Origin of the sequence: Streptomyces sp. B1I3, from assembly GCF_030816615.1 — a bacterium.
In the GTDB taxonomy this organism is placed as follows: domain Bacteria; phylum Actinomycetota; class Actinomycetes; order Streptomycetales; family Streptomycetaceae; genus Streptomyces.
Genome location: NZ_JAUSYD010000001.1, coordinates 650014 through 665358, shown reverse-complemented (window position 1 = coordinate 665358; position 15345 = coordinate 650014). Strand labels below are relative to the sequence as shown.

The following is a 15345-nucleotide window of genomic DNA, read 5'->3' as shown; positions in this document are numbered from 1 at the left end:
CCGGCAGGGGGCGGGTCGCATGAGATCCCGGGCCCGGGCCCGTCACCGCGTCAGTACGGCGGTGGGGGCGGGGGCGGCAGGATCAAGGGGCGGTGCCCCAGGAGAGCGCGCCTGCCACGTACACGCCGATCTTCGCCGCGTCGGCGTACGACGTGCCGGTCGAACGGCTGTAGTCGTCCGCCTCGTTGAAGTTGGACCAGTCGCTCTTGTTCACCCGGAGCTGCATCTCACCGGTGGAGGCGCCGGCGGCGAGGGTGCCGCTGCCGAAGCCGACCTCGAGGTAGTGGCTGGCACCGGCTGCCGAACCGGCGGTCTTCACCCCGTGCGTCAGGGTCCCGCAGCCGACGACCGCCCAGTCGCACGCGGTGCCGAAGGTGGAGGCCCCGGCCTCAGGGGTGAACCAGTAGCGCAGCTTCACGGTGGACAGGTTCACCGCGGTGCTGCCGGTGTTGACCAGCTGCAGACCCATCCGGATCTGGTTGTCGGTCGCGGAGGAGTCGGTGTTCTTGTACTGGACCTTGAGCGTGCCCGTTCCGGTGCCGCCGCCCGCGGACGTGGTGACCGAGAGGGCGCTGGAGGCCGCCGAGACGTTACCGGCGGCGTCCTTGGCCTTGACCGTGTAGCTGTAGGCGGTCGAGGCCGTCAGGCCCGAGTCGGTGTACGAGGTCGTGGCGGAGGAGCCCACCTTCACTCCGTTGCGGAACACGTCATAGCCGGTCACGCCGGTGTTGTCGGTCGACGCCGTCCAGGACAGCGAGACGCTGCTGCTGGTCTTCGCCGTCGTGGTCACGCCGGTCGGGGCGGACGGCGCCTGGGTGTCGCCGTTGCCACCGCCGCCGTTGCCGTCGATCGCCGGGTAGGCGTTGCGCACCAGCTCCTGGAACTGCGCGGAGAACCAGTGACCCGCGAGCGGGGAGTTCGGCAGTGCGCCGGTCATGCTGTTGCCGTTCCGGCCGTTACCGGTGTACGTCGGGTCGCACATCCGGTCGAAGCCCTTGCCCTCGTCGTTCTCGACGGGGGCGCTGTTGCCGTCCGACTCACCCGGGGGCTTGGCCCAGACGTACGCGTCGATACCGGGCTCCGGGGCGGTGGTGGGACGCTCGCCGATGCCGGCGCCGCTCTGGTTGCACCAGTTGCCCGCGTGGATGCGCCGGTCGACCCGGCCGCCGTTCACGTAGGTGTCCACGCTGGTCAGCGGACCGGCGGCGGTGGGCCGCTGGGAGCCGCCCCAGCCGTTGCGGGCCGTGTCGATCAGCATGCCGATGTTGGAGTTGAACCCTTCGGCCACCAGCTTGGTGCGCAGCGCCTGGGCGAACGACAGCTCATCGGCGTAGTAGTTCCAGTCGATCCACTTGGACTGGCGCACCGTGGTGCCGTTCACGGAGTCGGTGATCTTGAAGTTCGGCTCCTTGAGCGCCGAGTAGTTGGCCGTGTTCACGATGAAGCCCGAGACGTCGGCGACCGTCGCGCCCTCGGACGTGGCCGCCTTCTTGAACTCCGTTGCGGCCGGGCCCATGTTGGTGTCCCAGCCCAGCCAGCCGTGGTGGGCGGCGTCGATGTAGTTGTAGACGTTGGGAATGGCGCCGAGAGTGTGCAGCGCGTAGCCGATACCCTTCTCGTAGTTGCCATTCGCCTTCATCGTCGCGCAGGCGTCGGTCGAACCTGCTGTGCCGCCCGCGTTGGTGACTATGTTGGGCAGCGAGTCGGGCTCGATGATCGTGACGATGCGCAGGCTCGCGTACGCCGGGTCGGCGAGGATGTCGGAGATCGGGTCGATGTACTCGCTCTTGTAGCGGCCGAGCTCGGTGGGGCCGAGCTCACCGTTGGACGCCAGTGCGGCGCAGTCCCGTCCCGGCAGGTCGTAGATGACGACCTGGAACAGGTTCGCACCCTGGTCCAGTGCCGTGTCGAGGTGCTGCCGCAGGCTCTTCGCCGTGGCCGAGCCCTCGATGGCCGCGATGCGGTCCATCCAGACGAAGGACGGCGTGTCGGCGATGGCGGCGCCGCCCGGTTCGGCCGCCGCCTTGGCGGACCAGTCAGTATTCACGTATGCCTTGGCGCCCACGTAGGGGTTGTCGACCCGTGCCGCCGCCGAGGCGGGTGTGGGGATGGCGACGGCCAGCGCCGCGCCCATGGCCAGGGCGGAGACTGCGGCCAGCCTCCGGCGCAGCCCGTGCATGATGGTGCCTCTGGTACTCATTGCGGCTCCGTGCTCCTCTCGTACGCCTGCGAGTGCTCCCCGCAGACGGTTCGTGGGGGTGTGTCCCGGGAGCGGGCGGCCCGGTCGGGGCTCACTGCTCCCGTCAGGCCGCCGTCGGTGGGGACGGGACCTGCGGTGCGTCGGTGAGGACGGTGGTCTTGCCCCGATGGCGGGTACCGCGGGGCGGATGGGTACCCCGCCATCGGGAGTGGGATGGGTGGCCGGCCGGTCAGCGGCAGGTCACGGGGCGGTGCCCGCGGACAGGGCGCCGGAGTGCGAGCACCGCAGCAGCTCCGGTCGGCGCCGGGAACCTCATGCGGGTCACGGCTCGATCCCCCAGGCGAGGGTGCCGGCGACGTAGGCCCCGATCTTGGAGGCGTCGGCGTACGCGGTGTTGGTGGCGCGGCTGTAGTCGTCGCTCTCGTTGAAGTTGGACCAGTTGCTCTTGTTCAGCCGCAGCTGGATCTCACCCGTCGACGCGCCGCCGGCCAAGGTGCCGGCACCGCCGGTGAAGCCGACCTCCAGATAGCGGTCGGCACCCGTCTTCGGGCTGGAGACGGCCGACACCGAATGGGTGATGGTGGACGAACCGAGTGCGGCGTAGTCGCAGTAGGTGCTGAAGGTGCTCGGGCCGCCGTCGGAGGTGAACCAGTACCGCACCTTGACCGTCGACAGGTCGATCGGGGCGCTGCCCGTGTTCAGCACCTGCAGGCCCAGCCTGATCTGGTTGTCACCGGGGGACGAGTCGCTGTTCCTGTACCGGACCTTCACCGCGCCGGTGCCCGTGGAGCCACCGCTCTTCGTGGTGGCGGTGACCGCGGCCGAAAGCGCCGAGGTGTTGCCGCTCGCGTCCCGTGCCGCGACCGCGTAGCTGTACCCGGTCGCCGCCGCGAGGTTCGTGTCGGTGAACGTCCGGGTGGTGGCGTTCCCCGCCAGCACCCCGTTGCGGTAGACGTCGTAGCCGGTCACGGCGACGTTGTCGGTGGCGGCCGACCAGGAGAGCGACACGCTGCTGCTGGTCGTCGCGGTCACGGTGAGGCCGGCCGGGGCCGTCGGCGCCTCGGTGTCCCCACCCGGGCCCCCGCCGCCCTCCACCAGCAGCTCCGCGTAGATGGCGAAGGCCAGCGCGAGGGCGGCCTGCGCCCAGAACCGGTGGTACGTGAACGTGGGGGCCGCGCCGCCGTCCAGGTAGGCCTGCACCTTCGGCCAGTCCGGGTCGTCCTTGTACCAGCTGCGGATGTCGATGAACGTCGAACCCGGCGCGATGCTGTCGCCGTTCGGCATCGTCCCCGACCACCCGGCCGGGATGTACACCTCGTCGTTGAAGCGGTTGTAGTCCCTCCTGGTCTCCGGCACCGAGATGCCCTTGTCGGTGGCGTTCAGCGCCATCGCGTCCAGCAGCGCCTTGGCCAGCGCCGCGGCATCCTCGTCACCCGACTTGGCGGCGTAGTAGGTGAGCGTCTTGACGTACGCGGCGCCCACACCGACGTCGTTGGCGTAGTCCACGACCGTGACGTGCAGACCCGCGTTGCCACCGGGGGACGCCGGGTTCCAGGTGTCGGGTTTCCCCGTCCAGTTGAGCGTGGACGGGAAGCGGAAGCTGCCGTCGGCGCCCACCGTCGTCTCGGACGAGGCCCAGGCGACCCACTTGGACAGCACCGCCTTGGCGGTCGCGTTGCCTGTTTCGTGGTAGTACGCGGCGAGGCGCTCCATGCCCCAGGCCTGGAAGCCGAACCAGTTGTTGCTCGGCGGGTCGTGGTAGACCGGCTGCCAGTCGTAGGCCATGCCGTAGAAGGTGGGCGTTCCGGCCGGAGGCTTGCTGTACCTGCCCTCCCAGCTGTTGGTGCAGCCGCCCGCGAAGGCACCCTCGCTGGACTGCAGCCAGGTCAGGAACTCCAGCTGCCGGGTCAGGCTCTTGGACCAGTCGCCCCTGGCCGTCGCCGACTTGGGGGTCAGCGCCGGCACGTTGGAAAGCGCCCAGGCCGACAGCGGGTTCTGGTAGCCCTGGTGGGAGGCACCGTCACCGATGCGCCAGGCCCAGCCGCCGCCGCTGCCCGCTGCGGCGCCGCCCCAGGCGTAGTACCAGGACAGCAGGTAGTGCTGGGAGTCACGGCCCGTGGCGGCCGGGCAGGAGGCGGGGTCGGTGCAGTCGCCGACCCGCTTGAAGTACTTGTCGAACATGGCATAGCGGAGGTAGTCGCCCATCTTGGCGGCCTTCGCGACCGAGGCCGCGACCTCGCCGGCCTTGCCCTGGGCGGAGGCCCAGCGGTACGCCCAGTAGGCAGCCTGCACCGCGCGGGCATCGGCGTCCGGCGCGTTGGTGTACTTCCACTGCTTGGCGTAACTGGCGTCGTCGACGAACAGATCCAGATATCCGTTGGGACCGCCGTACTTGAACAGGTCCGTGGTGGGCTGCGGGACCGTCTCCCACACCGATTCCTGCGCACCGCGCTGGTAGGAGTTGATGAAAGAGGCCCCGGCGCCCGGCCCTGACTCGCCACCGGTGCCCGGCTTGTTGCCGTAGCCGTAGACGTTGTCCAGGTCCATCAACCAGTGCATGCCGTAGACGTCCATCGTCCCGTAGGACGCGGCGAGTTCGGTGGCGAGCGGGTCCGTGCCGACCTTGACCGTGCCGTCCAGGGCGGAGGGGTAGCCGCTGGGCAGCGGATGCTCCGGGGCGTAGGTCGCGGGAGCCGACGGGTTGTAGGAGCCGGCGGTCGACTGGTCCGCGTGCTGGGGAATGATGGTCTTCTCAGCGACAGCCCAGGCAGCGTTGAAGGGCGCCCAGTTCCCGGTCACCCTGCCGTACGCGGCCTCCAGCCACATCCAGAAGCTGACGGCCTCCGATGTGGTCTGGTGGCCGTGGTCGGGGGCCTCGACCATCAGGGTCTCGACCGAGTGGTAGGGCAGACCCTCCGGACTGAAGTAGCCGTTGGCGGACGCTTTGATCTTGCCGTACTGGGTGAGGAAGGCCTGGGTGTACGGGTCGTCGGCCGCGGCCGCGCGGGCACCGGTGCCGGCCGCAGGCGACGCGGGCTTGGCGACGGCGGTGCCCTGCGCCATACCCACGGCGAGCAGGCTGCCGCCCAGCGCGCTACTGAAAGTTCTACGTGATATCGACACAAATCCTCCATTGGCGGGGTCGTTGGGGGAAGGAGGGGGTGAAGAAGGGGGCGGAGGTCGAGGGGGAAAGCGTGGCGGCGAGCGGAAGGCGGTGCGGCCGGTCTGGCCGGCCGGTCAGGGCTCGATGCCCCAGACCGGCTCGCCGCCCAGGTAGACGGTGATCTTCGAGGCATCCGCGTACGAGGTGCCGCTACCGTGGCTGTAGTCGTCCGACTCGTCGAAGGCGGACCAGTCAGTCTTGTTCAGGCGCAGCTGAATCTCGCCGGTTGCGGCGCCCGGGGCCAGATTGCCGCCGCCGAAGCCGACTTCGAGGTAGTGGTCTGCTCCGGCCTTCGGCGTGCTCGGGGCGGCCACCCGGTGGGTGACGTCGGAACAGCCGATCGACGACCAGTCGCACCACGTGCTGTATGTGGAAGCCCCGTCGTCGGAGGTGAACCAGTACCGGACCGTCACGTCCGAGAGGCTGATCGTCGTGCCGCCGGTGTTCACGAGTTGGAGGCTGGGCTTGATCTGGTTGTCGCCCGCCGAAGAGTCGCTGTTGCGGTACTGCGCCCTGAGCGCGCCCGGGTCTCCGCCCTCCCCGGCGTCGTCCCCGCCGCCCAGAGCGGTGCGCACGGCGGAGTAGGCGGGCTTCGGCAGCAGGTTCTCGTCGTACAGGTTGGCCGCGCCCTGACCGGGGAACGTGCTCGGAACCCAGGAGTACTTGTCGGTGTAGTCCCAGACCGTGATGCCGACGCAGTGCTCGACCGCCAGGCAGGCCTCGACCACTTGCCGGTAGTACGTGGCCTGCGTGGCGGTCTTGGCGGCGTCGGCGGGCAGTTGCATGCGCACGTCGAGTTCCGTGATGGCGACGTCGAGGCCGAGGTCGGCGAACCGCTGCATGTTCGCCTGCATCTGGTACGGGAAGCCGTACTGGACGGCCAGATGTGCCTGCATCCCGACTCCGTCGAGCGGCACGCCCTCGTCGAGCAGCTCGCTCACCAGCTCGTACATGGCGTCGCTCTTCGCACCGAGCCCCTCGATGTTGTAGTCGTTGAGGTACAGCTTGGCGTCCGGGTCCGCGGCGTGGGCGGCGCGCAGGGCGGTGGCGATGTAGTCGGTTCCCATGGCGGTGTGGAAGGGACTTGTGCGGAAGGTCCCGTCCTCGTTGAACGGCTCGTTCACCACGTCCCACGCGGTGACCGCGCCGCGGTAATGCGTGACCACCTCGGTGACGTGGTGAGTCATCGCCGCCTCGACCTGCGCCGACGGCAGAGCGCCGACCCAGTTCGGCAACTGGCTGTGCCAGACGAGGGTGTGGCCGCGCACGGTCTGGCCGTGCTGTGCGGCGAAGTCGGTGATCGCATCGCCCTTGGCGAAGTCGAACCGGCCCTGGGCGGGCTCGGTGGCATCCCACTTCATGGAGTTGCCGGGGGTGATCTGCCCGAACTCGGAACCCAGGGTGGCCGAGTAGGCGGCATCGGGCAGTTCGGGGTTGTCGGTGGCGGAGCCGAAATACTTGCCGTGTGCGGCGGCGAGTACATGCAATGTGCCCTGCTGGGCCGCGGTCGCCGATCCACCCGTCAGGGCGAGGGCGAGGGCTCCGACCAAAAGGGCCGGGATCCCTCTGGCGCGGCTGCTTCTGCAGCGCTTCACCGAGCTCATGGCAAACGCCTTCCTCTGCCGGGCAGCGTGGAGCGTGACGGGGAGCGCTTCTGCGCCCCGTAACGCTCTTCTCCACCCGGTGCTGGGGGAGAAGGGGGTCATGGAGTGGCTGGACTCTGTAAGTCGTGGCTATGGGAGCGCTCCCAAGGTGACGTGATGATAGGCACCTGTCAAGACTTGCATCACAACTGCCTTACGAGCGCGTTAACGCGGCCACACGTTGAACGAGGGCCCGGACGACTGCAGTTGCCGATGTCGAAGGGGTGGGTTGCGCACGTCGGAGCGGCGGTTCCGGGCGGTGGAGCGATGCCTTCGCGGCCACGGCATGAACGCCCTGCGGGGGTGCGCGGCAGCGGTCCCGGACCGTTCGCGTGCGCGCGTCGGTGGCTGCTGCCGCGCCGGCCCGCCACATCCTGAGTTCTTACGTTCGGTGACACAGAAGGCGCCCTGTGTGAGACGGCGCACCGGTGCGGTCCACCTCCGTGGGTAAGCCCGCACGGATCGTGACCGGTGCCGTCGCCGGACAGTGGCGTGAGTCGGTAAGGGGATGAAGCGCCTGGCAGGGAAGATGGGGGAGGGGGAGTGGTCATGGCGAAGTGCGATGGCGTGCGTGGAGTCGGCGGTGTGCGCGGGCCCGGAGCCGGAAGGCGGCGCGCCTTGCCTGCACGCGTCCCGGTGTTGACGGAAAGTGACACGTGCATGGTTCGACGCGCGTGCGGCGATCCGGTCGCGACGGGGCCGGTGGCGTCGTGACCGGCGGGCGTGCTGCTCGGTGCGGCCGCCGATCGGCTGCACCGCGGGAGCGCTCCCGGTGCAGGCGCCGGGAGCCGGCCTGCCAGGATATTTCGCAAGCCCGTGCGGTTGTGTGGCCCGGCTGCTGGGTAGGGCGTCCCGGACGGATGTAGCCACCGGGAGCATCGCATGGGACGGACCGGCCGGACGTGGTCCTGGCGGGCGCTCGGCGGGCTCTCCGTGCTGTGGCTCGTGGGGGGACTGGCCGTGGTCCGGAGGAGCGCGAGAATCGTCGCGCTACTCGTCATGACACGAGGTCATGGCACCTGGTCTTGGGACCGTCCGTCAGGCGGGAACCGGATCGTGGAAGCCCCGCCGCCGGGCGGCTCCCGGCCGGCACCGCAGAAGACGCGCCAGGACCAGCCGGCCACCACGGAGCGCACCATGCCGGTGCAGCGCCTTGACGGCGCAGGTGGAGCAGCTCGGCGTGTACGGACAGCACGCGGGCAGCAGTGGACTGACCCTCGTCCGGTAGCGCCGGACCACCTCGTACAGCGCGCCCGCCGCCCGGCCGTCCGGGCGGGGGGCCGCCCGATCCTCACCCCCGGACTGCGAAGGGTCGGCTCCTCGAGACAGGACAGCGGCGAGGAGGAGGGCGACCCACATGTCGGGGCAACACGTACGGCTCCAGAAGCAGCTGTCGGCGCACGCGTCGCCACAGTTCTCCTTACGGTTGTTGCCCCTGTTGCCCCTGTTGCCCCTGTTGCCCCTGCTGCCCCTGCCGCCCTTGCTGTCCTTGCGCCGCCCTGCCACCTGACCTGCCCCTGTACTTCGACTGTGCCGTAATCCTACGTACGGCCCCCAAGGATCCGGCGAGCACCAGGGAGTCCGTCCGGCATCCGAGGACAGTGTCTTTGAGTAATCACTCCAGCGCGACGAGGTCGGCCACTGCGAGGACGGTCGTCCAGCAGTTGCTCGGTGTCGGGCCGGCCCGGGTACTCGGCGTCGGGCGGGCCGGCCCGGGTGCAGGACCTCCACGACGTCCCTGTCGTCACGCGCGAGTCCGGCGATCTGCCCCCTGACGGTGGCCCGCCGGCCGTCGGCCGGGAGAGGGGCGATGGATGACTGTCGGTGCCGCATCCGGACGTACGCGGCGCTCATCCGCGCCCGGTAGCTGCAGAAGGAAGCGGCCGACGAGGCCACCCACACCCGCCGCCGAGCCGCAGCTCACGTACCGCGAACTGATCGACGTCCACCAGCGCCTGATGGATGACAGGCGCGAACTGCCCCTATGGGCCACCCTGTTGGCGTCAATCAATTCGGCTGTGCCTCGCCGCTGACCTTACCGCCTCGAGTTCTGGCTGTCGCTGAGGTGTCCGGTGAACAGTCGAGAGCGCTGCGACGGGCAGCAGCCGAAGAGTCAGACGGTATTCGGACGCACCGTTTCCTACACTCGCGGGATGAACAACTACACCTGCACCGATTGCGGCACCGTCGGCCTGATGGATGGGTTCATCGAGGACGCCGGCGAGCACTCGCGCGGGTACGCGCGCTGGATCGAGGGCGCGTTGGAACGGGGGGTCTTCGGGGGCGCCAAGCGGATGGGCCGGCCCCGGCGGCAGATAGAGGCGTTCCGCTGCCCCAAGTGCGGGCACCTCGAGCTGTTCGCCACCGGCGAGGTGTAGCCGGCTCGCGTTGACCCAGGCCGCCCGTCCGAAGGAAAGCGGCCCGGACAGGCTCAACAGCACAGGGCGACTTGCCTACGCCGACAGGGCTGTGCGCTCGGCTTCCTCCAGCCAGTCGGTGTACCAGCGGGCGAACCTCACCGGCATGGCGTCGTCGTCGAGGAGTGGCGCGAGGTCGACGTCGTCCACCCGGCAGTCGGACCAGATCGTGCCGCGGTGGCTGCCGCTGATGATCAGCCACTCCCTCTGGGCGCAGCCCAGGTGGGAGATCACGATGGCGCCGGCGGTGCGCTCAGGGGAGAACATGACGGTCTCCCACCGCTCGTCCCATGCCTCGATGGCGTCGTCGAAGTCCTCAATGTCGTCGAAGCCCTCTTCCTCGGGGCGTTGGGCAAGGAGGTCGTCGAGCAGCTTCGGGTCCGGGCCCTGGTCGGGGAACGGCTCGGCAAGCCTGGACAGGTCGGCCAGGTCCGCGCCGTCGCCTTCCCAACGCCAGCGGCCTTGCATGCGCCGAACCGGGAACAGGCCGTACGCCGGGCCGGAGCCGCCCGCGCCCACGTGGAGCAGGAAGGCCCTGTACTCCTCCGGTAGCCGTACGCCTATCTGAGCCTCGAGTTCGGCAAGCTCGCCCCGGGTGAGCGGCTCCTCCACGACCCACTTGTGCCCCAAAGCCCCGAACACCTCGCCGCCCCCAGGCCCTGCACCCGCCGCCTCGACCCGCTGACGTACACCCACCCACCGCTGATCAGTCATGCACAGACCGTACGTGCAGCCGCCGACATCTGGGTCGCGGGGACCTGTACTGCCGTCCCGACGGGCACAGGAACGGCCCGACGCCCCAGACCCCTCGGCAGAATACGCACATCGGCCAGCTGAGACCCTAGGGCGTGTTTCGAAAGTCCCGCCTGCCCGGGGGCGTCTGGCACGCACGCTCGCTGCGTTGTCGGGATCACCCCGATACACCCGGTATCGAGGCGACCCTCCGCCTTGCGATCGCACGCACCAGACGCCCCCGGGCCTGCCTTCGGGCAGACGACGCTACTTTCGAAACACGCCCTAGGTGGCCAACCAGTGCGCCCAGTCACGCCCACCAGCAAGATCACGATCTATGGGTGGAGTACCAGGCCCTCGTCCGGCGGATTTCAATACCTACGTCGCAGAGACGGGGAACAGGCGCTGTTCCGCCGTCACGATGGCCGTGGGGCGGGCGGACAGGAAAGCCGTGCGCCGTTCCCCGGTGCCGGTGACGATCTTCTGCTGGCCGGCCATGACGGTCAGGCACTGCTCGATGTTCCGGCCGGTGCTCAGACGGATAAAGTCCTCGTCAGCCGAAAGCGGGCTTTGTGGGCCCCCCTTGCGTCGAGGACTCGGCGCAGGACCGGGCCTTGGTGGCGCAGGCTTCGAGACTGGCCCCCGCAGGTCGGGGGAGTGCGGCGAAGACTGCACCGACTCCTACCGCCTCGCCGTCACCCGAGCCCCCAGCAGGGCTCGGCTGACTCCTACGTGGCCGAATCGGTCGGCAGGAGTGGGGGAGGGCGGGGTCAGCGTCCGTCATTGAGCCAATCGCCCGAGATCAGGTCACGAACGCGCTCGAGGTCTTCTGTCGTCCGGCCGCGCGCCAGGATGGCCGCCCCGTCGTCATCGCGCAGAAGGACGTCCTGGCCCAGGAACCAGCGGGTCTCCTCGCCGAGGGGGTACGCCGGGAACGGCAGTCGGACGAAATGCGTCTCCAGCAGTTCGAGGCTGTCGCCATCCGGGTCGAGGAAGTCGCAGAGCTCCTCACCGGCCTGCAGAGACTCCGACAAGATGATCTCGACGAAGCAAAGGGAAAGACGCTCCAGCCAACTCTCCCACCGCTCCGCGCTCTTGTCGGCAAGGTCGAGCCGGATGAGTACCGCAGGATCGTCATCCTGGAGAGTGTCGAGGAGGACTCCCCAGGACGCGGCTCCCTGATTCTCATGACGGAAGACCAGGGACTCCTTGGCATCATCGACATACAGCTCCGCAGGGCCGAGGAGCAGATCGTGGTTGCTGGTGAGATCCCGCCGACGTCCGAACAGCAGATATGCCTCGCGCAACACCGTGGGCAGCCGGACACCCAGCCTCTCCTCGGCAGCGTCGAGATCGGCTTCCGTCCATCCGTCGTTGCTTCTCAGGGCGGCGCCGGCCCAGTGAGCGGCGAAGCCCTGGATGAAGGTCCACGCACCACTGCGGCCTTCGACGCCTCTGGCGAGCGACGCGGCAAGATCAAATCCTTGTCTCATACCAGGACGATATCCGTCCCAGCCAAGTGCCCTCCGGGTACCCCGACACGCCGACCGGACGGTCCTGGACGTCGTCGACACTCCGGGCCGGTCCGCCGTACGAAGCGGTGCGCAGACACGCGCCTTGTACGGTCGTTCGGCCTGTGAGTGATGCTGTCTGCTTGGTGGGTTCGGAGCAGCCGCGCGGACGGCTTGCTCCGAACCCGGGGGCTGATCAGTTGACGGCCAGGACCGCCGTGTTGTTCGTGAGGTCCGGGTCGAAGTCGAAGGGGTACTCACCGAACTCGCCGAACGCGGGGTGGATGCTCACGGCACCGGTCGCGCCGGGCACCACGGTGTCGACGCGTACGGAGAACGCGAACGTGCGCCGGGCGTCCTCCAGTACCCAGTACCGCAGGTCGCAGTCGTAGCGCGGGGCACCCGTCTGCTTCGGGTAGTAGCCGCCGCCGAGGGTACGCGGGTAGCAGCCGGACGGCACTCCGGTCACCTTGGTGCCCTCGGGCACGATCAGGCGGACCTCGGCGACCGGGTCTCCGGAGCCGAGGTTGCCGAACCATGCCGGGCCGTTGTTCTTGAACGTGAGCTCGACCGTGCGTGTCTCGCCCGCCACGCCGGAGATGGCGTCACCGGTCACGGAGAAGTCCGCAGTGCTCTCCGCGCTGATCTGGAGGACCGTGTAGTCGTTTTGGGAGTCGAGGTCCTGGGCGCCGTCGCTCGGCTCGAGGTCGATGTCGAGCCGCTCGTTGAGGGCGTGCGGAGCAAGTCGCACCGTCAGCGGTTCGGGCAGCTCGAAGGAGTCGCCCGGCGCCAGCACCTGTTCGAACGTGCAGACCGCCGTGTGCGACGGGGCGTAGTCGGTGCCGTCCGTCGTGGTGTAGGTGCAGGCGTCGTACCGGGTCAGATCCGTGAGGCCGTAGGAGGCGTACAGCTTGACGGTGAACCCGTTCGCGCTCTCGTTGCCGTTGTTGGTGACCCTGAACGGAATCGTCCGCTCGTCACCGGGCCGACCGTCCTCGATGTCGGCGACGGGGGCGATGGCGAGGTCGGGCCCGGCGCCGACGGTGAGCGTGGTGCGGAAGCTCTCGTGCGGTGCGGTGAGCGCACCGTCGGGCCCACCGGTGGCCGTCGCCTCGTAGGTGATACTGCCCTGCACGCCGGCTGCGGCGCCGTCGGCCGCGTGCACCGTCAGGAGCACCTGGTCCTCGTAATCGCCCCCGATCGCGGGCACCACGGGGATGTCGCACACCGCGCTTGTGCCGCTCGGCGTGCAGTTGTCAGGCCAGGTCACCTCGGCGACCCCGGCGAGGTCGGAGACGTCAACGGTGAGCCTGCCGTCGGTCACCGTGAAGTTGTCGTTGTCGTGGTAGATGCCGACGCCGAGGGTGCGGGACTGCGGCTGGCCGCCGTCGGTGGCGAGCGGCAGCGTTTGCTCATACGGCTCGTTGATCCACAACTGGTCGGTCTGCGGCGGGCCGTCGTCGGCGAACGCGGGCGCTGCGAGGCCGGCAGTCAGCAGACCGGCCGCCACCGCCACGGCGGCGCCGGATCTGAGACGTACCGGGCGTCCAGCAGAGAACAGTCTCATTGCTACCCCCCAAGGGTGTGGTGCCGCGACTGGTGCGCAGGCAGTCCCGGCGCACCGGAATGATCATCACATGGCAGGGGATCCCATCGCGCCCCGGTTTTCCGGCTTGTCGGAGAACACTTGGCGGCCGGCCGACCCGCTCGTTCCTCCTGCGGACATCGAGGGGCGGTGGGGTCCGAGCAGTCGTTCGCCGGCGGCGCGTACGGCTCCGTTCACGAGCGGGCAGCAGATGTGCAACCGGTTCGAGCAGCAGCGAGCCCGGGCGTTGCTCGATTCAGCGCCGGTGGCCGCTGGGCGGTTGCAGTGTCATGGGGAGGCGGTGCGACGGGCGTAGGCGCGGGCGGCGCGCGCGCGGTCGCCGCAGCGGGTGGAGCACCAGTGACGGCGGCCGTAGCGAAGCAGATAGCGGTTGCAGGGGGCGGAGCCGCAGGCGGTGAGGCGGTCCGCGTCGGGCCCTGTGAGCAAGTCGGAGGCCTCGGTGGCGAGGGTGGCCAGGGCGTGTTCCACGATTGCGGTGGTGGGGTGGGGGGTGGCGCGGTAGGGACCGGTTCTGTCGTCCCACTGCAGCAACGCAGCGGTGGGGACGCGGGTCATCGCGTCGTTGACGGCGCCGACCGCGGCGGGGAGGGCGGGCAGACCTTCGGCGCGGGAGGCGAACAGCGACCTGACCTGTTCGCGCAACGAGCGCAGCTGTGTCGCGCACATCTCCCGCATGCCGGCGTCGACGGGGGCGAGACCGCGTTCTGTCAGCCAGTGGTTCGCCTGTTCGGGAGTGCCCAGAAGATCGAGCGTGTGCCCGCCCGTCAGCGTGATCGCGCTGTTTGCAAGGGCGAGCGAGAGGTGCTCTTCCTCGCCCTGCGCGGGTGGCAGGCCGGGCTGTTCGATCAAGGGCTCCTTCATGTTCCTCATGGTACATCTTGCGCTTATCCGTGAGACGGGAGTACGATCCTCTCACGGTTAAATATCGCTCATCCGTGAGGTGTTTGATGTCTTCTCTTCCCGCTACGCCCCACTCGTTTCCCGTCCGCGTCTTCGGCGGCCCGACCGCCCTCTTCGAGTACGGCGGCCTGCGCTTCCTGACCGACCCGACCTTCGACACCCCCGGCGACTACGCCCGCCCCGACGGCCGGTTCCTGACCAAGACCGCCCCCTCCGGCGGAGCGCCCGCCGATCTCGGCTCCATCGACGTGGTTCTGCTCTCACACGACGAGCACCCCGACAACCTCGACACCTCCGGCCGGGCCCTGCTCGCCGACATCCCGCTCACCCTCACCACCCCCGGTGGCGGACAGCGCCTCAAGGCGTCAGCCAAGGGCCTGGCCGACTGGGAGTCCATCGAGCTGAACCGCCCCGAGGGCGGCTCGATCACCGTGACCGGCGTCCCCGCCGTCCACGGCCCCGGCCCGCGTGAGGAGGTCGAGCCGGTCACCGGCCAGGTTGTCGGCTTCGTTCTGACCGGAGAGGGGCTGCCGACCGTCTACGTAAGCGGCGACAACGCTTCCCTCGACGCGGTCAGGGAAATCGCCGAACGCTTCGCCCCCATCGACACAGCCCTACTCTTTGCCGGCGCCCCCCGCTTCCCCGAACTCTTCGACAACCAGCTCATCGTCCTGGACAGTGCCCAGGCTGCTGAGGCCACCCAACTCCTCGGCGCCCGCCGCGTGGTCCCCGTCCACTACGACAGCTGGGCTCACTTCACCGAAGGCCGCGACGCGCTGGTAGCCGCCTTCAGCGCCGCCGGTCTTGCCGACCGCCTGGACTGGGGCCGGCGAGACTGAGCCCCAGCGCCTCAAGCGTCAGCGGCCCGCCGACACTCCACCCTGCCCACAGGCTGGGATCAGGCGGACCGCCGAACTCCGATCTGCCGGAGCTGTTGGTACTTCTCGGCTGGCGAGCGGTTCGGTCACTGCAGTCCCCTCACGTGACCCCCCAACTCGTGCACTCCATGACCCGTACTCAGGCAGGTTCTGGCGATCCCCCGGTCGCCCTGGACGGCCGCGCCTTCCAGGCCGAACTGCCTCCCGCTCGAGCACTCGAACTGCGGCGAGTCCCCGCACCGCCTGGCCGTCACCGCGGTCGACACGGACTTCTGGCCTGCTCGACAGTCAGGCG

At 69.3% G+C, this 15345-nt stretch carries 10 protein-coding genes; 2 read left to right on the top strand and 8 right to left on the bottom strand.

Annotated features, from left to right (window positions below):
• Nucleotides 1–82 precede the first annotated feature (82 nt).
• The 4 genes from QFZ58_RS03335 to yidD form a co-directional block, all read right to left on the bottom strand.
• Complete coding sequence (locus QFZ58_RS03335; RefSeq protein WP_307123383.1) at nucleotides 83–2200, bottom strand: glycoside hydrolase family 6 protein; 2118 nt, start codon at nucleotides 2198–2200, stop codon at nucleotides 83–85.
• 321 nt (nucleotides 2201–2521) lie between these two features.
• Nucleotides 2522–5278: a glycoside hydrolase family 48 protein gene (locus tag QFZ58_RS03330; RefSeq protein ID WP_307128755.1), complete on the bottom strand. Its 2757-nt coding sequence runs from the start codon at nucleotides 5276–5278 to the stop codon at nucleotides 2522–2524.
• Nucleotides 5279–5437: 159 nt separating this feature from the next.
• The gene (locus QFZ58_RS03325; RefSeq protein ID WP_307123382.1) at nucleotides 5438–6967 is read right to left on the bottom strand and encodes an endo-1,4-beta-xylanase; all 1530 of its coding nucleotides are present in this window, start codon (nucleotides 6965–6967) and stop codon (nucleotides 5438–5440) included.
• Nucleotides 6968–8044: 1077 nt separating this feature from the next.
• Complete coding sequence (gene yidD / locus QFZ58_RS03320; RefSeq protein ID WP_307128754.1) at nucleotides 8045–8365, bottom strand: membrane protein insertion efficiency factor YidD; 321 nt, start codon at nucleotides 8363–8365, stop codon at nucleotides 8045–8047.
• Nucleotides 8366–9159: 794 nt separating this feature from the next.
• Between yidD and QFZ58_RS03315 the strand changes: the two genes are divergently transcribed.
• A complete protein-coding gene (locus QFZ58_RS03315; protein WP_307123381.1) occupies nucleotides 9160–9384 on the top strand; it encodes a hypothetical protein in 225 nt (74 codons plus the stop codon).
• A gap of 75 nt (nucleotides 9385–9459) precedes the next feature.
• Here QFZ58_RS03315 and QFZ58_RS03310 read toward each other — a convergent pair whose 3' ends face one another.
• The 4 genes from QFZ58_RS03310 to QFZ58_RS03295 form a co-directional block, all read right to left on the bottom strand.
• The gene (locus tag QFZ58_RS03310) at nucleotides 9460–10137 is read right to left on the bottom strand and encodes an SMI1/KNR4 family protein (RefSeq protein ID WP_307123380.1); all 678 of its coding nucleotides are present in this window, start codon (nucleotides 10135–10137) and stop codon (nucleotides 9460–9462) included.
• Between the two features lie 788 nt (nucleotides 10138–10925).
• Nucleotides 10926–11648 carry an SMI1/KNR4 family protein gene (locus QFZ58_RS03305; RefSeq protein ID WP_307123379.1) on the bottom strand — a complete coding sequence of 241 codons (723 nt, stop codon included), beginning with the start codon at nucleotides 11646–11648 and terminating at the stop codon, nucleotides 10926–10928.
• Between the two features lie 214 nt (nucleotides 11649–11862).
• On the bottom strand, nucleotides 11863–13233 hold the full coding sequence (locus tag QFZ58_RS03300) for a hypothetical protein (protein ID WP_307123378.1): 1371 nt from the start codon (nucleotides 13231–13233) through the stop codon (nucleotides 11863–11865).
• Nucleotides 13234–13539: 306 nt separating this feature from the next.
• Complete coding sequence (locus tag QFZ58_RS03295) at nucleotides 13540–14133, bottom strand: ABATE domain-containing protein (protein WP_373428511.1); 594 nt, start codon at nucleotides 14131–14133, stop codon at nucleotides 13540–13542.
• Between the two features lie 86 nt (nucleotides 14134–14219).
• Here QFZ58_RS03295 and QFZ58_RS03290 point away from each other — a divergent pair, with 86 nt between their 5' ends.
• Nucleotides 14220–15011, top strand: coding sequence for an MBL fold metallo-hydrolase (locus QFZ58_RS03290; protein ID WP_307123376.1), 792 nt, complete (start codon nucleotides 14220–14222; stop codon nucleotides 15009–15011).
• Nucleotides 15012–15345: the final 334 nt, after the last annotated feature.